At 60.2% G+C, this 24533-nt stretch carries 25 protein-coding genes; 11 read left to right on the top strand and 14 right to left on the bottom strand.

What is annotated here, in order from left to right:
• Nucleotides 1-9 precede the first annotated feature (9 nt).
• A complete protein-coding gene (locus HGP12_RS03740; protein ID WP_168838553.1) occupies nt 10-909 on the bottom strand; it encodes a LysR family transcriptional regulator in 900 nt (299 codons plus the stop codon).
• Between the two features lie 124 nt (nt 910-1033).
• Between HGP12_RS03740 and HGP12_RS03735 the strand changes: the two genes are divergently transcribed.
• From HGP12_RS03735 to HGP12_RS03720, 4 genes are all read left to right on the top strand, one after another.
• Nucleotides 1034-1399 (top strand): antibiotic biosynthesis monooxygenase, encoded by a 366-nt coding sequence (locus HGP12_RS03735; protein WP_168838554.1) that lies wholly within the window; start codon nt 1034-1036, stop codon nt 1397-1399.
• 266 nt (nt 1400-1665) lie between these two features.
• Nucleotides 1666-3855 carry an anthranilate synthase gene (locus HGP12_RS03730; RefSeq protein ID WP_168838555.1) on the top strand — a complete coding sequence of 730 codons (2190 nt, stop codon included), beginning with the start codon at nt 1666-1668 and terminating at the stop codon, nt 3853-3855.
• Between the two features lie 54 nt (nt 3856-3909).
• Nucleotides 3910-4692: a TIGR02117 family protein gene (locus tag HGP12_RS03725; protein WP_168838556.1), complete on the top strand. Its 783-nt coding sequence runs from the start codon at nt 3910-3912 to the stop codon at nt 4690-4692.
• 118 nt (nt 4693-4810) lie between these two features.
• Nucleotides 4811-5446 carry a glyoxalase superfamily protein gene (locus HGP12_RS03720; RefSeq protein WP_168838557.1) on the top strand — a complete coding sequence of 212 codons (636 nt, stop codon included), beginning with the start codon at nt 4811-4813 and terminating at the stop codon, nt 5444-5446.
• A gap of 39 nt (nt 5447-5485) precedes the next feature.
• Here the strand turns inward: HGP12_RS03720 and bluB are convergent, their stop codons facing one another.
• Nucleotides 5486-6226: a 5,6-dimethylbenzimidazole synthase gene (gene bluB, locus HGP12_RS03715; protein WP_246703246.1), complete on the bottom strand. Its 741-nt coding sequence runs from the start codon at nt 6224-6226 to the stop codon at nt 5486-5488.
• A gap of 404 nt (nt 6227-6630) precedes the next feature.
• Here bluB and HGP12_RS03710 point away from each other — a divergent pair, with 404 nt between their 5' ends.
• Nucleotides 6631-7545, top strand: coding sequence for a cation diffusion facilitator family transporter (locus HGP12_RS03710; RefSeq protein WP_168838558.1), 915 nt, complete (start codon nt 6631-6633; stop codon nt 7543-7545).
• A 1-nt stretch (nt 7546) separates the two neighbouring features.
• On the top strand, nt 7547-8011 hold the full coding sequence (gene queF, locus HGP12_RS03705) for a preQ(1) synthase (protein WP_168838559.1): 465 nt from the start codon (nt 7547-7549) through the stop codon (nt 8009-8011).
• A gap of 59 nt (nt 8012-8070) precedes the next feature.
• On the opposite strand, the gene HGP12_RS03700 is transcribed toward queF, so the two are convergent.
• Entirely contained in the window at nt 8071-8874 is an 804-nt protein-coding gene (locus HGP12_RS03700) for a DUF2076 domain-containing protein (protein ID WP_168838560.1), read from the bottom strand.
• Nucleotides 8875-9104: 230 nt separating this feature from the next.
• On the opposite strand from HGP12_RS03700, the gene HGP12_RS03695 reads away from it, so the two are divergent.
• Nucleotides 9105-9692, top strand: a complete 588-nt coding sequence (locus HGP12_RS03695; protein ID WP_168838561.1) for an ATP-dependent Clp protease proteolytic subunit — start codon at nt 9105-9107, stop codon at nt 9690-9692.
• Nucleotides 9693-9781: 89 nt separating this feature from the next.
• Here the strand turns inward: HGP12_RS03695 and HGP12_RS03690 are convergent, their stop codons facing one another.
• Complete coding sequence (locus HGP12_RS03690; RefSeq protein WP_168838562.1) at nt 9782-10486, bottom strand: DUF4336 domain-containing protein; 705 nt, start codon at nt 10484-10486, stop codon at nt 9782-9784.
• Nucleotides 10487-10552: 66 nt separating this feature from the next.
• Here HGP12_RS03690 and HGP12_RS03685 point away from each other — a divergent pair, with 66 nt between their 5' ends.
• The gene (locus HGP12_RS03685) at nt 10553-11128 is read left to right on the top strand and encodes a TetR/AcrR family transcriptional regulator (RefSeq protein WP_168838563.1); all 576 of its coding nucleotides are present in this window, start codon (nt 10553-10555) and stop codon (nt 11126-11128) included.
• A 147-nt stretch (nt 11129-11275) separates the two neighbouring features.
• Here the strand turns inward: HGP12_RS03685 and HGP12_RS03680 are convergent, their stop codons facing one another.
• The 3 genes from HGP12_RS03680 to HGP12_RS03670 are packed head-to-tail and all read right to left on the bottom strand — an operon-like array spanning nt 11276 to nt 13617.
• On the bottom strand, nt 11276-11659 hold the full coding sequence (locus HGP12_RS03680; RefSeq protein ID WP_168838564.1) for a VOC family protein: 384 nt from the start codon (nt 11657-11659) through the stop codon (nt 11276-11278).
• Complete coding sequence (locus HGP12_RS03675; protein ID WP_168838608.1) at nt 11625-12809, bottom strand: MFS transporter; 1185 nt, start codon at nt 12807-12809, stop codon at nt 11625-11627. The genes HGP12_RS03680 and HGP12_RS03675 overlap by 35 nt, the downstream gene beginning before the upstream one ends.
• A gap of 22 nt (nt 12810-12831) precedes the next feature.
• Nucleotides 12832-13617 (bottom strand): DeoR/GlpR family DNA-binding transcription regulator, encoded by a 786-nt coding sequence (locus HGP12_RS03670; protein ID WP_168838565.1) that lies wholly within the window; start codon nt 13615-13617, stop codon nt 12832-12834.
• A gap of 190 nt (nt 13618-13807) precedes the next feature.
• Here HGP12_RS03670 and HGP12_RS03665 point away from each other — a divergent pair, with 190 nt between their 5' ends.
• Both HGP12_RS03665 and leuA read left to right on the top strand, forming a co-directional pair.
• On the top strand, nt 13808-14992 hold the full coding sequence (locus tag HGP12_RS03665; protein ID WP_168838566.1) for a benzoate/H(+) symporter BenE family transporter: 1185 nt from the start codon (nt 13808-13810) through the stop codon (nt 14990-14992).
• Nucleotides 14993-15319: 327 nt separating this feature from the next.
• The gene (gene leuA, locus HGP12_RS03660; protein ID WP_168838567.1) at nt 15320-17026 is read left to right on the top strand and encodes a 2-isopropylmalate synthase; all 1707 of its coding nucleotides are present in this window, start codon (nt 15320-15322) and stop codon (nt 17024-17026) included.
• A 120-nt stretch (nt 17027-17146) separates the two neighbouring features.
• Here the strand turns inward: leuA and HGP12_RS03655 are convergent, their stop codons facing one another.
• The 6 genes from HGP12_RS03655 to HGP12_RS03630 form a co-directional block, all read right to left on the bottom strand.
• Complete coding sequence (locus HGP12_RS03655; protein WP_168838568.1) at nt 17147-18991, bottom strand: ABC transporter ATP-binding protein; 1845 nt, start codon at nt 18989-18991, stop codon at nt 17147-17149.
• Between the two features lie 274 nt (nt 18992-19265).
• Nucleotides 19266-19469 carry a hypothetical protein gene (locus HGP12_RS03650; RefSeq protein ID WP_168838569.1) on the bottom strand — a complete coding sequence of 68 codons (204 nt, stop codon included), beginning with the start codon at nt 19467-19469 and terminating at the stop codon, nt 19266-19268.
• Between the two features lie 101 nt (nt 19470-19570).
• Entirely contained in the window at nt 19571-20413 is an 843-nt protein-coding gene (locus tag HGP12_RS03645) for an anti-sigma factor (RefSeq protein ID WP_205926333.1), read from the bottom strand.
• A 3-nt stretch (nt 20414-20416) separates the two neighbouring features.
• Nucleotides 20417-20932, bottom strand: a complete 516-nt coding sequence (locus HGP12_RS03640; RefSeq protein WP_168838571.1) for an RNA polymerase sigma factor — start codon at nt 20930-20932, stop codon at nt 20417-20419.
• Between the two features lie 209 nt (nt 20933-21141).
• Nucleotides 21142-21690, bottom strand: a complete 549-nt coding sequence (locus tag HGP12_RS03635; protein WP_409526806.1) for a tetratricopeptide repeat protein — start codon at nt 21688-21690, stop codon at nt 21142-21144.
• A gap of 109 nt (nt 21691-21799) precedes the next feature.
• Nucleotides 21800-22738, bottom strand: a complete 939-nt coding sequence (locus HGP12_RS03630) for a metallophosphoesterase family protein (RefSeq protein ID WP_168838573.1) — start codon at nt 22736-22738, stop codon at nt 21800-21802.
• A 50-nt stretch (nt 22739-22788) separates the two neighbouring features.
• Between HGP12_RS03630 and HGP12_RS03625 the strand changes: the two genes are divergently transcribed.
• A complete protein-coding gene (locus HGP12_RS03625) occupies nt 22789-23280 on the top strand; it encodes an NUDIX domain-containing protein (RefSeq protein ID WP_168838574.1) in 492 nt (163 codons plus the stop codon).
• Nucleotides 23281-23295: 15 nt separating this feature from the next.
• Here the strand turns inward: HGP12_RS03625 and HGP12_RS03620 are convergent, their stop codons facing one another.
• A complete protein-coding gene (locus HGP12_RS03620; protein ID WP_168838575.1) occupies nt 23296-24285 on the bottom strand; it encodes a glutathione S-transferase family protein in 990 nt (329 codons plus the stop codon).
• Nucleotides 24286-24533: the final 248 nt, after the last annotated feature.

Genomic DNA, 24533 nt, shown 5'->3' with positions numbered 1-24533 from the left:
ACGGAATGCTCAGGCGGCCAACTGACCCGAAAACAGATTGGCCGCCATGAAATCCACGAAGACCCGTATTTTCGGAGAGAGATAGCGGCTTGTGGGCCACAATACGCGGAAGATGCCTGTCTTCGCGATGTGGTCTTCGAGCAATGGCAGAAGCCGGCCGTCGGCGATTTGCGTCCTGACGGCAAAGGGCGGCAGACATGTTATGCCGAAGCCGTTCTCGGCAAGGTGGATGAGCGGCTCAATGGTGCTGGCGATCGTCGTCGTTGGCAAGGCGAGCCGCAACTCCTCCCCATTGCGCACCAGAGGCCACGGCTCCAGCCTGCCCGTGCTTGGGTAGCGGTGATGCAGGCATTTGTGCTGAAGCAGGTCTTCAGGTGCAAGCGGCATGCCTTCCGTCTCCAGATAGTCCGGTGAGGCGACGATCTGGAAGCGGAACGTGCCGAGCTTGCGGCTCATCAGCCTCGTATCCTTGACGTCGCCGGTCCGGATGACCGCATCGAAACCTTCCTCGATCACATCGACCAGCCGATCGGTAAAATCCAGATCCAGCGTGATATCGGGATAGGCGCGCATGAAAGCCGATATGGCCGGCATCAACAGCATCCCCGCCAAGGGAAGGCTGACGCGAAGATGGCCGCGAGGAGCCGTACGCGATTTCGAAAGCTCCGCCTGAGCGGTATCGAGCTCGGATATGATCCTCCGGCAGGTGTCGAGAAAGAAGCTGCCTTCTTCGGTCAATGTCATGCTGCGGGTCGAGCGGTAAAAGAGGCGAACCCCCATCTCCTGTTCGAGGCGGGCGATCGCCTTGCCGACGGCGGAGCTGGAGAGGCCAAGCCGTCGCGCGCCTGCGACGAAGCTGCCGCCCTCTGCCGTCTGCACAAAGATGCCGAGCGTTCCAAGCCTATCCATCGTCGCTCCAATTGCGGAATATAATTCCGATCTCATGAGAATACCGGATCATTTATCCGCTATCTCAACCCCGATATCCAGTGTCGGCGCGGCACATGACGCCGCTTTTTCAAAAGGAACCGCAATGAATACGAACTCCGCACATTTCATCACCCAACCGCAGCCGACCACCTTCATCGTCAATGTCATCCACGTTCATCCCGGCAAGCAGGAGGAGGCTTTCCGAGTGATCCAGGATGTCGTTCACTATGTCGCCGAACGGAAAGAAGGGTTCCTCTGGAGCAATCTCGCCAAAAGCACGGACGGTCTGACGGTTGTGAATATCGAAGCCATCAAAGGCGCTGGCAATGTCGACGAATTCTTCTCCGATCCGGTCTTTGTCGAGAAATTCCGCAGGCTCGACCAGGTTTCGAAGAGCGAATTCCACACCTACACCGTTGGTGATCTGGTTTTGCCGAAGCTCGGCCATTCTGAAAGTGGTCGCGTCTGACGAACCTTGATCGATCGCGAGCGGACGGTGCTTTCTCATGCCGGAAACTTTCCTTCCATCTTCCGCTTGCGCATCGTGGCATCTCACGCTAACAATTCCCGCCATGAACATGTCCTTGAACAACATTGCGGTTTGGTGGTGGGCGCGCTGAGGCGGCCTCGACCAATCGTGTTCAAAGACGACGAGTGAGCCGCCCGAGATTTCGAGGCGGCTTTTTTGTTATATTGGCCGCCTGTCGTCCGGGCCCGATAACGGAGTGAGGAACAATGGTAACGATCCTTCGGGATGATGGTGCGGAAATCTACGAGACGAAGGGCGGCATCACCGTCACCCGGCAGCGTCGGCCGACGCCCTATGCGGATGCGGTTTTGTCCTATATCGACAAGCTCGACGAGCGCCGTGGCGCTGTCTTCTCCTCCAATTACGAATATCCTGGCCGCTACACGCGTTGGGATACCGCCATCGTCGATCCGCCGCTCGGCCTGTCCTGCAATGGGCGCGATGTCTGGATCGAAGCCTATAACGAGCGCGGCGAAGTCATTCTCGGCTTCATCGCGGAAAAGCTGAAGACGGTTTCAGAGGTCGTTCTTGGCGCTTCGACGCCGCGCCGGCTCGATCTGGCCGTAAAGACGCCGGATCGCGTCTTTACCGAGGAAGAGCGCTCGAAAATGCCGACGGTCTTCACCGTGCTGCGCGCCGTGACCGATCTCTTCTATTCGCAGGCGGATGCCAGCATCGGCTTCTACGGTGCCTTCGGCTATGATCTCGCCTTCCAGTTCGACGCGATCAACCTGAAGCTCAAGCGCCCGGACGACCAGCGCGACATGGTGCTTTACCTGCCGGACGAAATCCTGGTGGTCGATAATTATTCCGCCAAGGCCTGGATCGACCGGTACGATTTCGCCAAGGGCGACGTATCGACGGAAGGCAAGTCGGGCGAGATCGCGCCCGAGCCGTTCCGGCACACCGATGCCATTCCGCCGAAGAGCGATCACCGCCCCGGCGAATATGCCGAACTGGTGGTCAAGGCGAAGGAGAGCTTCCGCAAGGGCGATCTCTTCGAAGTCGTGCCCGGCCAGAAGTTCATGGAGCGCTGCGAGAGCAAGCCGTCCGATATCTCCAAGCGGCTGAAGGCGATCAATCCTTCGCCCTATTCCTTCTTCATCAATCTCGGCAATCAGGAGTATCTCGTCGGCGCATCGCCCGAAATGTTCGTGCGGGTGTCGGGCCGCCGCATCGAGACTTGCCCAATCTCGGGCACGATCAAGCGCGGCGATGACCCGATCGCCGACAGCGAACAGATCCTGAAGCTGCTGAATTCCAAGAAGGACGAATCCGAGCTGACCATGTGCTCCGACGTCGACCGCAACGACAAGAGCCGCGTCTGCGAGCCGGGCTCGGTCAAAGTCATCGGCCGCCGCCAGATCGAGATGTATTCGCGCCTCATCCACACGGTCGACCACATCGAAGGCCGCCTGCGCGATGACATGGATGCTTTCGACGGCTTCCTCAGCCACGCCTGGGCCGTCACCGTCACCGGCGCGCCGAAGCTTTGGGCGATGCGCTTCATCGAGAGCCATGAGAAGAGCCCGCGCGCATGGTATGGCGGGGCGATCGGCATGGTCAGCTTCAATGGCGACATGAACACCGGCCTGACGCTGCGCACCGTCCGCATCAAGGACGGCATTGCCGAAGTGCGCGCCGGCGCGACGCTGCTCAACGACTCGATCCCCGAGGAAGAAGAAGCCGAAACCGAACTGAAGGCCTCCGCCATGCTTTCCGCCATCCGTGACGCCAAGACCGGCAATTCCGGCAAACAACAACGTGACGTCGCTTCCGTCGGCAAGGGCGTGAAGATCCTGCTCGTCGACCACGAGGACAGCTTCGTCCATACGCTTGCCAACTACTTCCGCCAGACGGGCGCGACGGTTTCGACCGTGCGTACGCCGGTGCCGGAAGAGGTCTTCGACCGGCTCGATCCGGATCTCGTCGTGCTGTCGCCAGGTCCCGGCAATCCGAAGGATTTCGATTGCAAGGCGACCATCAAGAAGGCGAGGGCGCGCAACCTGCCGATCTTCGGCGTCTGCCTGGGCTTGCAGGCGCTGGCAGAGGCCTATGGCGGCGAGTTGCGCCATCTGGCGATCCCGATGCACGGCAAGCCCTCCCGCATCCGCGTGCTGGAGCCGGGTCTGGTCTTCTCGGGCCTCGGCCGCGAAGTGACGGTCGGCCGCTATCATTCGATCTTTGCTGATCCGTCGAGCCTGCCGCGCGACTTCATGATCACGGCCGAAAGTGAAGACGGCACGATCATGGGCATCGAGCATGTGAAGGAGCCGATCGCGGCCGTGCAGTTCCACCCGGAATCGATCATGACGCTCGGCGGCGATGCCGGCATGCGGATGATCGAGAACGTCGTGGCGCATCTGGCGCGGCGGGTGAAGACGAAGGCCGCCTGAGGCGAGCGTTTAGAGCTCGGAAGTTTGATAGCCCTATGTACTCGGAAAAAGTGCATGGGGCTATTTTTCTGCCTTGAAAGAGCCAACAAACCACTCAAGAGATTGATCGATGGCGGGGGCTTTCAGTCGGTGATCTCAGGGATATTCAAAGGCATCTTCTTCGCCCTTCTTGCTGTCGTGCTCCTCGTCGGCCTTGGCATCGTTGTGCCGCGACCGCTCTGGCTTGATGATCCCGCGCGTACCGGGCGCTCCCGGCAGATCCTCATGCTCAGCAACCCTATCCATACGGACATTGCCATTCCCGTTGATAGTGATCTCATCACTCGTTTCGCATTCCTGCGGTCGGCTGGGCTGAATCTCGACAATCCGAACTTGCGCTATCTCGTCTTCGGCTGGGGCGGCCGGAGCTTTTATACGGAGACGCGGACTTGGGCCGATTTGAAGGCAGGTCCTGTGTTGAAAAGCTTTGCTCTCGACCGCTCCGTCATTCATGCGGAACTGGCGGGCGATATTCCGCTTGATGCGCCGGCTGTCACGGTCATCAACATCGATGCTGCGGGTCTTGAGGGGCTCAAGCAATTCATTCTCGGTAGCTTCGAGCAGGCCGACAATGGGCCGATGCCCCTGCCTGGCAGCAATTACGGACCGAACGATACGTTCTTCGAAGCGCGGGGTTATTTCAACGCATTGGTGGGCTGCAATACCTGGACGGCGGCGGCATTGAGACAGGCGGGTTTGACCTCGGGCTTTTGGACGGCGTTGCCCATAATGCTGCGCTTGTCTCTAAACCTGCACAACGAGGACGAGCGTTTCGTTGCAAGCCAGGCTCTGCCGTGAGGTGGTTTGACTTGCCGTGGGTTGTAAATTAATCTTCTCGCGTTCCTGTGGGGCACATCGGCATGGAGGCCGAAAGGGCTAGGCCCGCCCGCTGATTATCCTCAGCAGGAGTCTGCCCATGCCCACCCTCGATACCTATCGCAAACAAGCCAAGCTCTTGATGCGCTGGCACCGCGAGCGCGACTATTCCATCGGCGGGAGAGTTCGAACGCTCGATCGTCTCAAGGCTTTGACGGATCGTGAGATCCTAGCGATGAAGTTCCCTTTGACGCTGGCGCAGGAGATCGTCGCGGTCGAAGCAGGCCACAAGAATTGGGCCGAATTGAAGGCCATGGCGGCGGATGCGCCGAAGATGCCGGCGGCATCTGCGGAACCGCCGGTTTTCAAGAGTGTCGTTCCGATTCTTTTCGTGCGGGATGTGACGGCCAGCGCGGCCTTCTTCCGGGAGAAGCTTGGCTTCGCGCCGGAGTTCCTGCATGGGTTGCCGCCATTCTATGGTGCGGTGTCGCGTGATGGCATCTGGATCCACTTGCGGCTCGTCTATGAACCCTATTTTGCAGCTGCTGCGGCGAAAGAGGGGTCGCTGATCCTGGCGTCGATCGAGGTTTCGAACGTCCAGGGATTGTTCGAGGAGTTCAAGGCGAAAGGCGTGGAGTTCGCCCAGCCGCTCACCAAGCAGGCATGGGGCGGTACGGATTTCCATGTGCGCGACCCGGATGGTAATGTGATCTCGTTCGTCGCGTTCAGATCGTGATGTTTGCATCCGTCGTGGGCCGCTGAAGAACGGCGGCCTTTACATGTCGTCGCAGACCTGCCAGCCTTCCTCGAAGACGAGCTTGTCGAGCGGGAGCCGGTCGCGCCATCCTTTCACGGCGAGTTCCGGCATGTCGTAGAGCTCGTCGACATAGCCGACGCAGAGCCAGGCGACGATCTTCACATGCTCGGGTATGCCGAGGATCGCCTTGATGGCCTCCTCGTGGAAGATGCTGACCCAGCCGATGCCGACGCCCTCGGCTCGTGCGGCAAGCCAGAGATTCTGGACGGCGCAGACGGTCGAATAGACATCGGTGTCCGGATTATGCGTGCGGCCGAGCACGACCGGGCCGCCGCGCTTGGTGTCGCAGGTTATGCAGATGCTGAGCGGCGCCTTGCGGATGCCCTCGAGCTTCAGCCGCTGATATTGCGCGCGACGATCGCCCTCGAACATCGCGCAGGCTTCTTCGTTTGCCTGGTGAAACGCCTGCCATACGCGCTCGCGCGTCTCGGGCTGACGGATCAGGATGAAATTCCATGGCTGCATGAATCCAACCGACGGAGCCGAATGGGCCGCCTCGAGCAAGCGCCTGACGAGATCGTCGGGCAGGGGATCGGAGCGGAACTGGTCGCGCACGTCGCGACGGGTCTCGATGGCACGATAAACGGCGTTGCGCTCTTCTTCGGAGAATGCGCCGGCGGCAACCAGATGCTCCGAAGCGCCGGCAGGGGTGTCAGCAGTGACGGGCGCCGCATCGGCATCGTTTTTAAAAGAGGGCATGTTCAACCATGGTTTCATAAAGAGCGGCGGTTCATCGGCCGATATCGGAGTCTTGCACATCAGGCTGAGGCCCAGCTTAGTGCGCAATCACGGACGAAATTACCAGCAGGATTTTCCACAGGCGAGCGGGTAATCGGCTTCCTGTTGTCGCGGAACGTCGGTTTGCGGCAAATCTTGCTCGCGCTCCGGCTTGCATTCCAAGACCGCGCTTCGTTCAAGCCGTATATTGAGGACGAATTGTCGCGCGGAAAATGGCCGCCTCCTTTGACAAACTCGGCATTCTGTCCCATATGGACCGCCAATGAGCCGCCTGCGCGAAATTCGCGTGGGCGGTTTTGCATTTCAACGGCGCCTTTCTTGCAATTCATTCGCATGAGCAGGCGCGGAAGACATTGGGGAAGGGCATGAACAGTCAGGGAAACGATACGATCAGGCGGCTCGCCCTCTGGGGTATTCCGCTGTCGCTCGGCGTGATGGGGCTGAAGATGCTGGCCTGGTGGCTGACGGGCTCGGTGGCACTCCTGTCCGACGGGCTTGAATCGCTCGTCAATGTCGTGGCAGCCTTCATCGCCTTCTTCGTCATCCGCTACGCGCAGAAGCCGGCAGACCACGATCATCCGTTCGGCCACCACAAGGCGGAATATCTCTCCGCCGTCACCGAAGGCGTGATGATCGTCGTTGCGGCGGTGATGATCGTGCAGGAGGCGGTCGGGCATCTCGGCAATCCGCAGCCGATGCAGGCGCCGGTGCTCGGCCTGGCAATCAACTTCGTCGCAGGCGTCATCAACGGCGCCTGGGCACTGACCTTGATCCGGGCCGGACGGACGCACCGCTCGCCGGCACTGACGGCGGACGGTCAGCACATCATGTCCGACGTCTATACCTCGATCGGCGTGCTTATTGGCCTGCTGCTGGCACTTGGTACCGGACAGCCGATCTTCGACCCCGTGCTTGCCATTCTCGTCGCCATCAACATTCTCTATCAGGGCTGGAAGGTCATCTCCAGTTCCATCGACGGGTTGATGGACAAGGCCGTGTTGCCGGAGGAGGAGGAGATCATCAAGGATGCGATCGCCAAGAATGCCGACGGGTCGCTTGGCGTTCACGATCTGAAGACGCGCAGGGCAGGGGCTGTGACATTCGTCGATTTTCACATGGTCGTGCCCGCCGCCATGCCGGTGCGCGATGCGCATCGCATCTGCGACCGCCTTGAAGATGCCATACGGGCGATCCATGCGGGCGCCGAAATAACCATTCACGTGGAGCCGGAGGGCGAAAAGGCCCATGGCATCCGCGTCAAAGTGATCAAGGAGACCTGAGATGCCCCAAACCGATGTTTCCGGCCTGTCGATGCTCGGCAGCCAGACAGAGACCGCTGCAAACCCCGAAGCGGCCGTTCTCGAAAAAGTGCCGTCCGGCCATGCCGGCACGGATTATGTCGTGCGCTTCACCGCGCCCGAATTCACATCGCTTTGCCCGATGACGGGCCAGCCGGATTTCGCCCATATCGTCATCGACTACATCCCGAACGAGTGGCTGGTGGAATCGAAGTCGCTCAAGCTTTTCCTGCATTCCTTCCGCAATCACGGCGCGTTCCATGAGGATTGCTCGATCTATATCGCCAAGCGTCTGGTGGATCTGCTGCAGCCGAAGTGGCTGCGCATCGGCGCCTACTGGTATCCGCGCGGTGGCATTCCGATCGACGTCTTCTGGCAGACCGGCAAGCCGCCGGAGGGTGTCTGGCTGCCCGACCAGGGCGTTCAGCCCTATCGCGGCCGCGGCTGAATGAAAAAAGCCGCCATCCGGGGGTGGCGGCTTTCTGATAGATTCGATGAGACTGCGACTCAGGCGAACGAGTTGTCGTCGCCATTGTCATAGGACGAGTCGTCATAATCATCGTCCTGAGCGTCTTGGGCAGCGTCCTGGGCGTAATCGGCCGCGCTCTGATCATTCTGGCCGCTATTGTCGTCGTTGCCGAAATAATTGTTGTTGATGATCGTTTCCTGAACAGGCTGTTCGGCTGCATTGGCCGCGGTCCCGCCGAAGAGGCCGCCGAGACCCGCGCCTGCCGCCGTGCCGCCCAGATGCGGGCTGAACAGGCTGGAGAGAGATTCCGCCAGCATCACGCCGCCGGCGACACCGGCTGCCGTGCCGAGCGCGCCGCGCAGAAAACTGCCGCCAGCCGAAGGCGCTGCGGCCTGCTGGCTCCAAGGGCCTGAGGGCTGCGGTTGCGGCTGGCCAGCCCAGGGGCCGGGCTGAGGCGCATTCCGGGCATAATCGTCGTAAAGGCGGCCCTGCTGCTGCGGATTGCCGCCCTGCGGTGCGGCGGCGCGCTGCTGTTGCTGGCCGCCGCCGAAGAGGGAGCCGATCCCGCCGAGGAAACCGCCACTCTGGCCTTGCTGGTGATTGTCGGCACCCTGCTGCTCGAGCTCGTGCACGCGGGCTTCGAGCTGCTGGATGCGATCGGCCGCCGCCTTCATGCCTTGTTCCTGCATGATGACGGCCTGCGCCAGAAAATAGGGCGCATAGGGCTGGTCGCGGACCGACTGGTTGATGAAGGTCTCAGCATCGGCGTCGCGCTGGGTACTGGATGCCGTGCGCACGCGATCGAAGAGAGAAGTAAGCAATTGACGTTCTTCAGGCGACATGATGGCCTCCTTGGCTATCTGTTGCTGCAAATTCGGGGCGCGATCCTCATCGCGCTGACCTGACGTAGGATCCAATCTCGGCTTTTCAAAGCCATTCAAGTTACATTTCGGTAATCCGCAACCAATGCGCCATGTTCTCCAGTGCTATTCCCGCCTTGTCTTTTTCCAGCATTGTTTTACGCATTGAGTCGCACTATGTGCGGTGAACGACGCATCTGCTGGAGAGTTGAATGAACGACGAAGACGAACAGGAAGACAAGAAGACCGAGTTGCCTTTGGGCAAGGACGCGGAGGCGAATCTTTTCAAGTCGCGTTCGATCTTCATCTATGGCGGCATCACGCAGGAGCTGGCGCAGAAGGTCTGCTCGCAGCTCGTTGCCCTTGCCGCCGCCAGCGACGAGGACATCCGCATCTATGTGAATTCGCCCGGCGGCCACGTCGAGTCAGGCGATTCCATTCACGACATGATCAAGTTCATCAAGCCGAAGGTCTGGATGATCGGCACGGGCTGGGTCGCTTCCGCCGGTGCGCTGATCTATGTCTCCGCTCCGAAGGAGCGCCGCATTTGCCTGCCGAACACGCGCTTCCTGCTGCACCAACCGTCCGGTGGCACGCGCGGCATGGCCTCCGACATCGAAATCCAGGCACGCGAAATCATCAAGATGAACGAGCGCCTGAACAAGATTTTCTCGGAAGCCACTGGCCAGCCGATCGAAAAGATCGCCAAGGATACGGACCGTGACTACTGGCTCTCCGCCGAGGAAGCCAAGGCCTACGGCTTGGTCTCGCGCATCGTGACCTCGCAGACGGATATTTGATCCAGCGGATCTGCCTTACTGATTGAGCGTCCTTGCTTGCCGATAGGCAGGCGAGGACGTTTTTCGTTCCGGGCGCCTTGTTAGAGCCTTCAGCCGCGCGTGAGCCAGCGAAAAGCGCGGGCCATGAAGGCCTGTCCATTTTCGGTGATCGGATCGCCATGGGCCATCAGCACCTTTTCCGATGGCCAGTCCAAAATGCGCTCGACGGATGTGCGCGCCGCGCGGCGATTGGTAAATCCAACGCGAAATTTTCGCGGCACGGAAGGCTCGGGGCCAACCATAAGGTCGAGCTTGGCGATCAATGCGCGCCAGCCTCTGAACCAGTTTGGCTTAAAGTGCTGGATGAGGTCGGTGAAGAGCACTGTCTTGCTCATTTGATGAAAGAAGACGACCTCCGTCGTAATCAGGTTGCCGCGCATGACGACCAGATCGATCTCGCCCGCCCAATCCTCTTGCGCAGTTTCATCGAGATTGCCGTCAAATCGAATATCGCCGCGTTTCTGGATCAGACCGGGCGGCGCGTATGCCTTGGCGTTCGGATAGGTCCGTTGCCAATCGCCGAGAAAAACGTGATGCAGCGAGTTGGGTGGGATCAAATAGCGCACGCTGCCCAAGGTATCGATGTCAGCACGAAGTTCATCCGACATCCGCGTCGGCGACCATAAAAACAGGTTTCCATCCACCAGTCGGATAACAACCATGCGCGTGGGGTAATGAAAGCCACCCGCCGCCGTGACGATCGGGCCGTCCGCGATCCAGATATCCGGACCGAATTCCCTGAGGATTGCAGGCATTTTCACACCGTCCCCATTTTGTTGCCGAAAGTTTACATGTGAGTAAATTTACACTAATGTATAAAAATGCCAAGACTGAAGCGGACGGAACGATCCCGTGCTCTTATTCTGGATGCTGCCGACGGGGCATTTTGGGAACTGGGCTTTGCCGAAACCTCCGTCGAGGAGATCGCCTTGCGGGCGGGTCTTACGCGCAAGACGGTCTACAATCTGTTCGACTCGAAGGAAAACATAGCTCTGCAGCTGATTGCTCGCGTGGAAGCGGGCGATGCCATCTATCGGGCTCGTATCGACGCGAACGAGGATGTTTTTATTCTGCTCGAACAGGTTTTTCTCGATAGCGCGGGATGGTGCCTGGCAAATCCGTCGCTTGCAAAGCTGGCGCTTGCCCCTGCCGAAAGACCGTCGCTGGAGCCGCCATCGGATCGGCCGTCTTTTCAAGGGCTGGTTAGGGACCTTCTCATGCTTGGCCAGCGGCAGGGCGTTATTCGGAGCGACGAGGATCCCAATTTCATGTCGTTGGTGCTGCTCGGCATTTACGGACAGGCGATGTTGACGGCTCTGGCCGTCGGATCGTTCAGTGCGGATGAGATCAGGCATATCATCCGTATTGTCGTCGAGGGAATCGGCTCTCAGTCCTAGATATCGATATCTCTTGCGTACGATTTCCAATCGTACGTTGGGTGCTGGCGACGGACGCCGCCGCCGCCAGCTTTTCGCTGCTCGGGAGGTTGCAACGTTCCAAAGAGCAGCGAGCTTGAAAATCGCTTGTGGTGCGAATGGCTCTTCCTAAGCGGTAATCTCGACCGGCGTTCCGTCCGGCATGGTGATGACAGCCTCATAGAAACCGTCGCCTGTCGTGCGGGGCGCGGATTTCAGGCAGCCATCCGTCCGGCATCGCTCGGCCAGCGCGTCGACGGATGCCCTATCCCCAAGCGACACGGCGATATGATCCCAGCCGATGCGCTCATCCTGCCTGTCGGCGGCAAGCCAGGGGCCGGTCATCAGCTCGATTTGATCGCCACTCCCGGCCAGATGGACGAAGCGGGAGATGAAGCCCGGGCGGCGAAGGCTTTGATAGGGTTCGCCGACGGTTGCACCGAAATAGGTCTTCCAGAAATTGGCTGCGGCATCGAGATCACGCGTCCATAGAGCGGTATGAGCGATGCGCATCGGTCTCTCCCTGTTCTCGATTGCGGGTCACGATCCCAGCGCAGAGAGGAGCGACGCAGAGGAGCAGGGCGAGCCCCCAGAAAGCGCCGGGCAGGCCAATGTGATCCGCGACGAAACCGACTCCAGCGGGGCCGACGAGCACGCCGGCATATCCCGTCATGGTGATAGCCGCGACGGCAAGGCCCGCCGGCATGGCTTTCTGCGCGCCGCCCTTGCGGAAGAGGACTGGAACGATGTTGGCAGCGCCAAGACCGATCAGCAGGAAACCGCTCATGGCGAGGATCGCGATCGGGCTGAGGAGGAGGATGACAAAGCCCGCCACCGCGACGATGCCGCCCCACAGCATGACGGTCCTGTCTCCAACCCTTGCCGTGATGGCATCGCCACTCAGGCGGCCCGCCGTCATCGCAATTGCGAACAGCATGTAGCCAAGGCCACCATGGCTCGTATCGACCTGGCCTTGCGTGGTGAGAAGCAGAGCGCTCCAATCTAGGATCGCACCTTCGACAAGGAAGGTGGTTGCTGCCAGCGCGGCGAGCAGCAGCACGAAGCCGCGTGGCATGACGAAAAGCGGCGCGTCCTCTGCTGGGACGGTCCGCAGCAGCCGTGGCCATGCGACGATCATGGCGACGACCATCACGGCCGAGCTTAGAAGCGTCGCGGCGAGGGGACCAGCTTTGATCGACAGCAACAGCGTGACGAGCAGGGAGCCGATGAAGCCGCCGATGCTGAAGAGTGCATGGAAGCCGGACATTAGCGGCCGGTTCGCGCCTTTCTCGACCTCGACGGCGTGGATGTTCATGGCCACGTCGAGTGATCCCAAGCAGGCGCCGAAGGCTGCCAGCGCAAGGCCGAGGGTGAACGGCGTGCCGGCGACCGCGAGCGTCGGCAGAATCAATGCGAGACCGAGGCCGCCGGCGATGATGATCGGCTTACTGCCATATCGCGCGCTCAGCATTCCGGTCGCCAGCATCGCCGCCACCGAACCCAGGCCGAGGCAAAGCAGCAGCATGCCCAGCACGCCGTCATCGACCCCGAGGCGATCCTTGGCGAAGGGGACGAGGGGAGCCCAGCAGGCGAGGGCAAATCCCCCAACCAGAAAGGCAAGTCGGGTTGCCAGCCGGGTTTCCGGTCGATCGGTGGATTGCATGGACATTGCTTGTCTTTCGAGATCAGGAGGATGAGGTGACGTTGCTCGCCTTCACGAGCGAGAAGCCGGCCTCGACGGCTGTTTTTTCGTCGTCGGCAGGCAGATCATCCTCGACAACAAGCCAATCGATATCGCCAGCGGCGCCGATGCGATGCGGCGCGCGTTCGTGGAATTTCTCCGAGGTAATCAATGCGATGCGCGATGCGCTTCTCTTGAGGAGCATCCGTTTGAAGATTGCATCCGCATGTTCGTACACGCTGATGCCGTTTCTTGCCGAAACGGCACAGACACCCAGGAAACAGCGGTCGATGTTCATGGCGTCGATGGCCGCAACCGCTGACGCGTCGACGCTGCCGCCGACGATGGGATCGACCGCGCCGCCGATCAGGACGAGCGGGATGTCGCCGCGTTTCATGACGGCGCTCGCTATGTCGATGGAATTCGTCGCGATCGTCGCTTCCAGGTTCTTCGGCAGAAGATCCACCATCGCGAGATTGGTGCTGCCGCTGTCGAAAAACAGGAATTCGCCGGGCTCGATCATCGCGACAGCGGCTTTCGCCAAGGCTCTCTTGCGACCGGATTCCTGTCCGACGCGTACGGCCATGGGCTGCGACGGCGTCAGGAGAGGGAGCGCGCCGCCATAAACGCGCCGGCATTTGCCTTCCGCTGCAAGCGCCCGCAGATCGCGGCGCACGGCATCCTCAGACACGTTGAACTCGGCCGCGAGCGATGCGGCGATGATCTGCCGCCCCTCTGCAAGCCGCGATTCGATAACATCCCGGCGGGACAATGGAAGTGAATTGCTCATAATCATGTAATAACGTGCATAAATAAGAGAGTCAATCTGCGCATTTATGCACGATTTGAATCGCGTTTGATATATGCGATCTCGGTTCGCCTTGCCGCCGTCACTTCGTCCGGAAACTGCACTTGCACGTCCGATGCTTGTGATGCTCCATGCGAGCTCAATCGATCGTCGCCCCCGAGTCTCCGCCGCCATGCTCAAAGATTTTTCCATCCAAAGCCTGTTCATGGGATGCCTCACGGCTTTTGTCGGCTTTGCCAGTTCCTTCGCCGTCGTCTTCCACGGCCTGCAGGTCGTGGGTGCCACGGACGCTCAGGCGGCATCCGGGCTGACAGCGCTTTCGGTGGCGATGGGCGTTTGCGCCATCGTGCTCAGCGTGGCGACGAGGCTTCCCATCAGCATTGCCTGGTCGACGCCGGGCGCGGCGTTGCTGGCAAGTGCGGGGGCGATCGAGGGTGGCTTTCCAGCAGCTGTCGGGGCGTTCTTCATTTGCGGCCTGTTGATCGTCATTGCCGGGCTGTTCCGGCCTTTTGGACGGGCGGTCGCGTCGATCCCGGCGCCGCTCGCCAATGCCATGCTGGCCGGCGTTCTGCTCGGCCTTTGCTTTGCGCCTGTGAAGGCGATTGCTTTCAATCCGGCCTTTGGCCTGCCCATCATCCTCGCCTGGATCGTCGTCGGCGCGTTCAAGCGGCTATGGGCCGTGCCGGCGGCACTTGCAGCCTTCGCGCTGGTGCTGGCCTTCGGCGTGAAGATACCGGACGGTGCGTTTGCCTCGCTCGAACATTCGCTGCTGCCGACGGTCGAATTCGTCAAGCCGGTCTTCACGCTCGCCGGCATCGTTTCCATCGCGCTGCCGCTGTTCATCGTGACGATGGCGTCACAGAATATTCCCGGCATCGCGGTGCTGAAGGTGCATGATTACGATCCCAAGCCCGGCCCTCTGTTTGCCGTGACCGGCGTATTCTCGTTGCTTGCCGTTCCCTTTGGCGGCCATGCCGTCAATCTTGCGGCCATCACGGCCGCCATGTGCGCCGGACAGGATGCGCATGCCGATCCAGGGAGGCGCTATTGGGCGGCGATCGTCGCCGGACTTGGCTATATCGTCTTCGGATTGCTGGCGAGCGCGGTTACGGCTTTCGTGGCGCTCGCGCCGTCGATCCTCATCGAGGCGGTGGCCGGCCTGGCTCTTGTCGGTGCATTCTCCAACTCCGCCTTGAATGCCTTCCAGCAACCGGAATCGCGTGAGGCAGCCGCGATTACTTTTCTCGTGACGGCATCGGGCGTTTCCTTCGGCGGGATTTCCGGCGCCTTCTGGGGGCTGATTGCCGGCGGATTGATGCTGGCGCTGTCGCGCGGCGTGCAAATGCTGAAGAGGTGAGCAAGGGGTTGCTTCTTTTCGGTCCGGCGGCTATAAGCGCCACCATGAAGTTGACTGGCGCAAAGATTTCCGAACAGATTGCACGTGGGCGCGTTGCCCTGCGTGACAATACGCGCGCCCTTACCTCGCTTCTCCTCCTCGGCCTTACGCGCGGTTGCCGGGTCCTTTGAGGAGCGCCCGGCGGCCGAAAAGCCCGCTGGCCATCGCTCCTCGCGACTTACCCTAAAATCGACAGATCACCCGCAAGGGTCCGCATTTATCATCGCCAAGCCGCATCCGATCGGCTAAGACGCGGGACGAAATGACGGGAAAGGAAGAGACGAGACCATGGACGCGAACAGCCATTCCCCCAAAGGCATGCCCGAAGCGGCGGTGAAATACCGCGCCTATCCGCAAATCAACATTCCCGACCGGACCTGGCCGTCCAAGGTCATCACCAAGGCGCCGATCTGGTGTTCAGTCGACCTGCGCGACGGCAACCAGGCGCTCGTCGATCCGATGGGTCACGACCGCAAGGCGCGCATGTTTCAGCTGTTGCTGGATATGGGCTTCAAGGAAATCGAGATCGGTTTCCCCTCCGCTTCGCAGACCGACTTCGACTTTGCCCGCTGGTGCATCGAGCAGGGCAACGTATCGGCCGATGTGTCGTTGCAGGTTCTCGTCCAGTGCCGTCCGGAATTGATCACCCGGACCTTCGAGGCGCTGGAAGGCGCCAACAAGCCGATCGTGCATTTCTACAATTCCACCAGCGAGTTGCAGCGCCGCGTAGTGTTTGCCAAGGATGTGCAGGGTATCAAGCAGATCGCCGTCGATGCGGCCAAGATGATCAGCGACATGGCGGCCAAGGCCGGCGGCGGCTATCGTTTCGAATATTCGCCGGAGAGCTTCACCGGCACCGAGCTGGACGTGGCGCTGGAGATCTGCAACGCGGTGATCGACGTCATGAAGCCGACGCCGGACAACAAGCTGATCATCAACCTGCCGTCGACGGTGGAAATGGCGACGCCGAACATCTATGCCGACCAGATCGAATGGATGTGCCGCAATCTCGACAACCGCGAAAACCTGATCATCTCGCTGCATCCGCACAATGACCGCGGCACGGGCATCGCAGCCGCCGAGCTGGCGCTGATGGCCGGCGCGGACCGCGTCGAAGGCACGCTCTTCGGCAATGGCGAACGCACCGGCAACGTCGACGTGGTCACGATGGCGCTGAACATGTTCACGCAGGGCGTCGATCCGGAACTGGATTGCTCGAACATCGAGCGCATGAAGGAAGTCTTCGAATATTCCAACCAGATGGCGATTGGCGAGCGTCATCCTTACGTCGGCGAGCTGGTCTACACCGCCTTTTCCGGCTCGCATCAGGATGCGATCAACAAGGGCATGAAGGCCGCCAAGGTCGCCAACGATCCGGTCTGGGAAGTGCCCTATCTGCCGATCGACCCGCAGGATGTCGGCCGCACTTATGAGGCGATCATCCGCATCAACTCGCAGTCCGGCAAGGGCGGCATCGCCTATATCATGCAGCAGGACTACGGGCTGAACCTGCCACGCAATCTCCAGGTGGAATATCGCGAGGAGATCCAGCGCATCACCGACGAAGAAGGCAAGGAACTGCCGTCCAAGCGCATCTATGAGCATTTCATCGAGCGTTACGTGACGCAGCCCGATGCGCGGCTCCGCTTCGTCGACCATCACACCTTCGCTGACCCGGAGCACAGGGGGCAGCGCATCGTCGCGGCCGAGATCACCGACAATGGCGAGGTGAAGCGCATCGAGGGCAGAGGCAACGGCCCGATCGACGGTTTCATCAATGCGCTTTCGATCTATCTCGGTATCCCGATGTCGGTCGAGGATTATTCCGAGCACTCGCTGCAGCACGGCTCCAACGCTTCGGCGATCTCCTATGTCGAAGTCTCCCATCCGGGCGGCAAGCTCTTCGGTGCCGGCATCAACACCAACATCGTCGCGGCGTCTCTCGAGGCGATCGTATCGGCCGCGAACCGTGTTCTCGCGATCAGGGCGGCGTAAGGCTGAGACGGTCTCTGCAGCGCTGATTTTAAAAAGCTCCCTCGGTTTGAACTGGCCCCCGAAAGTTGGACGACAACTTCGGGGGTCAGTTCAGTTTTCGAGGGAGCTTTTTGTTGCGCGTCAGCCGGCTGCCGGCTCGTCGCCTTCGATGAAGCCGCCGGATTGATGGGACCACAGCGTTGCGTAGATGCCGTTTTGGGCGATCAGCTCTGAATGCGTCCCGTCCTCGACGATGCGGCCCTGATCCAGCACGACGATACGGTCCATGCGCGCGATGGTTGACAGGCGATGCGCAATGGCGATGACTGTCTTGTCCTCCATGATGCTATAGAGCGTGTCCTGGATGGCAGCTTCCACCTCCGAATCGAGGGCCGACGTTGCCTCGTCGAGCACCAGGATCGGAGCGTCCTTGAGGACGGCGCGCGCGATCGCCACACGTTGCCGCTGACCGCCGGAGAGCTGAACGCCACGTTCGCCCGCATGGGCGTCGAAGCCCGTACGTCCCTCCTGATCCCTTAGCTTTGCGATAAAGTCGCTCGCGGCTGCCTTCTCGGCCGCGGCGATAATTGCATTTTCCGAGAAGCGGGGATTCGCGTGCGCGATGTTATCGCGAATGGAGCGGTGAAGGAGCGACGCCTCCTGGCTGACCACGGCAATCTGCCGGCGCAAACTATCCTGCGTCACCTGCCGAATATCCTGCCCATCGATTTCGATGGTGCCGGCTTCCGGATCGAAGAAGCGCAGCAGGAGGTTGACGAGGGTCGATTTGCCGGTGCCGGAGCGACCGACAAGGCCGACCTTCTGGCCTGCCGCAATTCGCAGGGAAACGCCATCCAGCCCGCCGTCTCCCTTGCCGTAGTGATGCGTTACATGATGGAAGACTATCTCGCCCCTTGTAACGGCAAGCGGCTGAGCTGCCGGCGCGTCCGTAATGGTGAGCGGCTGTGAGATGGTCAACAGGGATTGCCGCATGGCGCCGAGATGCGCAAAGAGCGAGGAAACCGCGTCCAGCATCCATTCGGCCATGCCGGTTATGCGGAAGCTCAGCGCGAGAGATGCGGCGATGAGCCCGAGCGGCGCGCCGCCGGACTGCCATAGGACCACCGCATAGCCGACAAGCGTGACGATGAGGAAACTGCCGAGGAACAGCATGCTCGAATTGACAAGCACTTCCAGCCTCTGCACCCGAACGAATGTTTCGCGCGTTAGAGCGAAACGATGCCGGGCTTCTTTGTCTTCCGCCTTCGCATCGGCGAAAAGCTTGATGAGGTCGATATTGGCATAGCTGTCCACCAACATGCCCGTCAGCTCGGCATAGGCTCCTTGATACCACGCGGAGGCTCTCTGCAGGCGAGGGATGACATAGGCCATCAGGGCGAGATAGCAGAGGAGCCAGGCGATGAGAGGCCAGATCAGACGCGGGTCGATCGAGGCCATCAGCCAGAGCGAGCCGGCCACGTAGATCGTGACAAAGGAGAGCGTGTGCAGGATTGCATAGGTGGCACCCGTTGCCTCCGTGCCGATGTCGCGCACCTGGCTGGCGATGCGGCCGGAAAAATCCTGACGAAACCAGCCGACCGATTGCCGAAGGATGTGACGATGGGCTTGCCACCGGAACAAGGTCTCTGCATTGGGCCGGAATGCGATGTCATCAAGACTTTCGCGGAGATATCCGGCAAGAGGCCGTCCGATCAGCACAAGGGCTGCGGCCGCCAGCAAGCCCAGCCCTTCGGATGCCCAGAAATCCTCCCGGCGGGCGGTGGCGAGATTGTCCACCAGCCGGCTGGAATAGCCGATGAGCCAGATCTCGATAATGGCGCCGATCATGGTCAAGCCGAGGCTGATCGCCATGACTGTGCGAAACGGACGAAGGTTGGTTAGAAGATAGCGCCAGGTCCCGGATGATGGTTGCTGCCCGTCATGATCCTGGAACGGATCGACAAGCTCTTCAAAGCGACGAAACATAAGTGCCCTCCGCGGGCGAAAGATAACAATCTGATGATCGGGCCGATAAAGCAGCCCTTCACGGCACTGCTTTTCAGCGGTGATTTCCTGTGCCGTGATTTTTCATCCGAGTGCTCTCCTCATAGGTCGCTGCAACAGCTATAGCGTGTATCGGGGTCGATGTCAGCAGCAATTGTACCATGATCGTGCGGCGTTGCGGGCGTGGAACGCTGTCCGCGCCGAAGCGGCAGACGTCGAAACCTGCCGACGACATGTGCTTCGGTGTATGTTTTGTTCAGGCTTTGCCCTTGGTAAGTTCATCGCGCTGCTTCGTCAGGCGCTCGAGCTCTTCTTCCTGTTCGGCGATCCGTTCCGATGTCCGTTCTTCGTCGGCTGCGCCGGAAAAGGCGGCGGCCTGCTCGATCAATTCGCGAAGATTTCCCCTTATCACCGCAATGCGCCTGTCGATTTCTGGAATGGTCAGCAGAATGTCGGACATGTCGAAACTCCAGCATGATTAGCGGACCGGTGCCATTGCCGCAGGATCATTATCCATCGACCGTCATTCGGCCGCAAGCTGCAAAAAGGGAGGAGGAGCGGTCAGATCTCCGACGATACCCGGTTGGCGATCTGGTCGAGCATCGCATCCGAGGAAGGGCCGACGACAGCGTAGGTCGCGCCATTGCGATGCCAGGACACGATGCTGATATCGTCCTTGATGGTCTCGTTGAAATCGTTGTCGTTGGCGACGCCGTCGGTTTTGGTGAAACAGACGGCGACGACCTCTCCATCGAAGTTCTTGTAGATCAGCTGGCCGACAGGCTTGCCGCCGGCGATGAACATCCGCGCGCCCTGGAAGACGAGGCCGTCGGCGGCAAGATCCGGGAAATTGAATTTCACGCCGACCGTGCTTGCCAGCCACTTGCTGATTTCGTCCAGTTCGCTTGCCTGCAGCTCGACCATATGACGTGGCTGGCGCGAATAGATGCGATGATAGGCGGCTATATCATCCAGCCAGTTTCGCGTCGCGACCTGGGCCGGGGTGACGGGCGCCGCCTCCGGCGCATTGGCGGATTGAGTGCCGAAGAGATAACCTATGCCGCCGCCGAGTGCGAAGAGGATCAGGGCTGCCGCCAGCGACTGCCTGCCGTTCGGCGCCAATTTCAGGGATGGCCGGGCAAGACGGGGGGAAGGGTCGCGAGTCTTCGGAGGCTGGGCGCTCTTGATGGAACGAACGAGCGCAAGCGGCACCGGCTCTTTCAAAACCTCGTCGAAAGCCTTGCGGCCGACATCGGAACCGTGCTTCAGCTCATTGAATATGCGCTGCGCATTCGGATCGGAAGCAATGAGCTTTTCCAGCTCTTCCTTTTCTTCCCGGCTCGTTTCGCCGTCCATGAAAGCGGACAAGCGGACTTCGAGCGGCGTTTTTTTCATGTCTTGCAATGCTTAAAACCTTCGAGGCGAGCGACTATGACCCTGAGAAGCAAGGTAAAGACGTGCGCTGGAGAGCCGCGACATCACTGCCGATAGCGGAATGCCGAGGATATCGGCCGCCTGCTTGTAGCTGTGTCCTTCGACATCGACCAGCAGGAAGACACTGGCCAGTCCTTCGGGCAAAGATGTGACGAGGCGATGCGCTTCTCCGGCTTCCACCGGATTTAAATGTGTTCCGGATGCAGGGTCGCCCTGTTCCAGGGCATTGCCCTTGCCGGCGGTGGGGCGCAGCTTGTGGCGCCGTGCTTCGTCGACCCATTGATGCCGAGCCATGGTGTAAAGCCAGCTTTCCAATTTGCCGCCGCTGTTCCACAGATGGAACTTGGCGATGCCACGCTGACAGACGCTTTGGACGAGCTCGTCCGCCTCGGCCAGATCGCCGGTCAGCGTCACCGCGAAGCGTCGAAGCTTCGGAAGAAGGCCGACCAGATCGCGTCTGATATCGATGGCTGCTACCGGCGTTGGCATGGTCTTTCCAAAGAAGCGTTGGAGGTTGTCACATGGTCGACATGCTTCCGCAAATAATGACCCCTCCCTTGGAAAAGGTGACGCGAGCAGAATGATCGTCCTGTGTTGGTATGAACCATTTCCGTGCCGTTTCGCAAGCCTTCAAAACACTCGCGCACTCAACTGTCTTTCTCCGGGCGGCGATCGGCATATGCCTGACCCGCGCCGCCTCAATAGGCGACCTGGCCCTTCAGCGATTGCAGCAGCGAGCGGTAAGCCCAGGTGTCTTCGCCGCCGCGATCGCGAATCTCGACCAGCTGGACGCGCGCGCCCTGAACATCACCCTGATCGAGAAGGGCCTGCCCCATGTAGGAGCGCGCAAGGATATAGTTCTCGTCGCGTTGCAGCGCCTTGCGATAGTAGCTCATGCCGAGCTCCATGCGGCCCGCCTTGCGATTGGCGTAACCAAGATAGTTGAGAATGCGGGGATCGTCCTGGTTCCTTGCGAGCTTCAGGACGGTGATGGCATTGTCGTACTGGCCCGCATAGGCGAATTCGCGCGCCGCCTGGAACAGCTGATCGTCATTGAAGCCGCTTTGCTTCGGCTTCACGCATTCCTTCTTGTCTTTGTCCCAAACCTTGCCGTCCGTGCATTTGATCGTGGTCTTGCTCTTTGGCGGCGGGGCTGTTTCGTCACTTTCGGAGCCGGCGGCGATGGCCTGCAGGCTGGCGGCAAACAAGAATCCGACGGTGAGCGCCACAGTCGAGGAGCTTTTCATTGCGGCCTTGAAACCCATCCTATCCTCCCGGGATTCCGATGGTTCGATTGTAGCTCCGTATCCTAGAAAACGCTACCGAAACGATGCGTGCGGCATCCGAAAATGCCGATCATGTCGCCAGAATATCGACGCCTTCCGGATCGACGCCATTGCCCTGGTCATTGAGGCTGTAGCGTTCGGCCGTCAACTCCCAGGCGCCCGGACGACCGTCGATCGTGAAGAGATTATAGGCGGCGCGCGGCTTCAGGCCGCCAACCCCTTGCGAGGCTGAGGCGATCCCGACAATGGGCACCGGACCCATATGGCCGCGCAGCCAATGCAAGGTGTTAAGATGCGTGTGTCCATGCAGGACCAACTCCGCGCCGCCCGTCGAGAGGACCGCCGCAAAGCGGCGAATGCCGATCATGCGCTTGTAGAAGCTGGTTGCGCCGCGAATCGGCGGGTGGTGGATCATGATGACGCGAAAGAGCCCGGCATCCCCGGCCGCGCGCAGGATGTTTACCGTCTCGCGCGCCTGGCGGGCGGAGAAGAAGCCGCTTGCGGCAAAGGGTGGCGTGGCGACGGCGGTCGAGCAGCCGACCAATGCAACCTGGCCCCGGATGCGCAGATAAGGAAAAATGCGCTGGTTTTCCGGCCACTCGGCGGGAGCGCTGTCGCCGCTGACATAGGGATACCAGGCGCGCATGGCCTTTTCGTATGCGCCGGGCACATAGGCATCGTGATTGCCGGGGACGACGGAAGTATGAAGGGGATCGCCGACCGTCTTCAGCCATGCGGCTGCGGCCTGGATCTCCATGCCGCTCGCAAGATTGACGAGATCGCCGGTTACGGCCAGATGATCGGCCTGCTTCGCCTTGATGTCGTCAAGAAGGAGATCGAGCGTACCGCCAAAAAGGTGCTTGCGCCGGTTCCGATGCCAGTTCACAAATCCGGTAATGCGTTTGGAGGCGAGTTCTCTGATCGAAAGGCGTGGCAGCGGACCAAGATGAACATCGGAAATATGCGCGAGCTTGAACATGGGATGAGACATAGCCCAGTCTATTGTCAAAACAAATACATCCCCGACCTCATTGCAGACCGGGGCATCGGGTTTCACGCATGAGCGACGAGATTTCGAGGGACGAAAAGCAGAGTTTGGCGGTGCGGTTGTTCGGTCGGGCGCTGCATGTCTATTTCGGCCTGACCCGCAGCATGACGCTTGGCGTGCGCGCGGCCTGTTTCGACCGGGAGGGGCGAATTTTCCTGGTGCGGCACTCCTACATCGCCGGCTGGCACATGCCCGGCGGCGGTGTCGAGCGCCATGAGACGGTGGAGCAGGCGCTGGCCAAGGAGCTGCGGGAGGAGGGCAATCTGGTGATCTTAGGCCGGCCGCAGCTCTTCCACGTCTATTTCAACAATCGCACCAGCAAGCGGGATCATGTCGTTTTCTACCGTGTCGAGGTCACCCAGGCCGCGCCGCGCAAGCCGGATCGCGAGATCATCGAAAGCGGTTTCTTTGCGATCGATGCGCTGCCGCCTGGAACGACGAAGGCAACCTATCGCAGGCTGAAGGAATTGGAAGGAGCAGAGGCTCCTTCCAACCACTGGTAGCGACCGGCATTCGAATTACGCGGCTTTTGCCAATTGCTCACGGCCATGCGGGCGACCGAGGTCTAGATCTGGGCCGATCGGCACGATGCCGGTGGGATTGATCGTCTTGTGGCTACGATAATAGTGGTTCTTGATATGCGCGAGGTTCACCGTCTCAGCAACGCCGGCAACCTGATAGAGATCGCGCAGATAGGCCGAGAGGTTGGCATAATCGGCGATGCGGCGGATGTTGCATTTGAAATGGCCGACATAGACGGCGTCGAAGCGAACGAGCGTCGTGAACAGCCGCCAGTCGGCTTCCGTCAACCGGTCTGCGAACAGATAGCGTTTTGTCGCCAGCCGCTGGTCCAGCATATCGAGGGTTTCGAAGAGGCGTCGGGCATTTTCCTCGTAGGCCTCCTGGGCCGTTGCAAAGCCGGCCTTGTAGACGCCATTGTTGACCGTGTCGTAGACGCGCTCGTTCAAGGCATCGATATCGGCGCTGAGATCGGCGGGATAGAAATCCGCCTTGGAGCCGGTCAGGCCATCGAAGGCGCTGTTGAACATGCGGATGATTTCGGCTGATTCGTTATTGACGATCATACCGGTCTGCTTGTCCCAGAGAACGGGAACGGTCACCCGGCCGGAATAATGCGGATCGGCCTTGGTGTAGATTTCCCAAAGCGCCTTTGCGCCGAAGAGATGGTCGACGGTGCCGCCGTCCTTTCCTTTGAATTCCCAGCCGTTTTCCAACATCAGCGGATCGACGATCGAGACCGAGATCAGCTCCTCGAGCTTCTTCAGCTTGCGGAAGATGAGGGTTCGATGCGCCCAGGGGCAGGCGAGCGACACGTAGAGATGATAACGTCCGGCCTCTGCCTTGAAGCCGCCGGTGCCGGTCGGGCCGGGGCTGCCATCCGCGGTCACCCAGTTGCGGAATTGCGACGCGGCGCGCTTGAAATGGCCCTTTGTTTCTTCCGTATTATACCAAACGTCATGCCAGACGCCGTCCACCAACATGCCCATTGCTCAATCCTTTCAGGGAAACTGCCGAGTAACTTATAGGGAAAGATACGGCATGCGCGGGAGATTTCGAGGCGGCAAATGCTGAACACTGCGTCCCATACACGGTCGGGAGGGGCCGGACTAGGAGGTGTGGACTCTTGGGTTTCCAAGGCTGAGCGAATCAGATTCAAGACTGTCTTTTGGAGGCAGTCATGGGTGTTTTGGATCGTCTGATCCTTCGGGACGAACAGTGGGCGCGGATAGCGCAT

This window comes from Rhizobium sp. P28RR-XV (assembly GCF_012641385.1).
GTDB lineage: Bacteria > Pseudomonadota > Alphaproteobacteria > Rhizobiales > Rhizobiaceae > Rhizobium.
The sequence above is the reverse complement of the archived record's forward strand: the minus strand, read 5'-3'. Positions and strand labels throughout refer to the sequence as shown.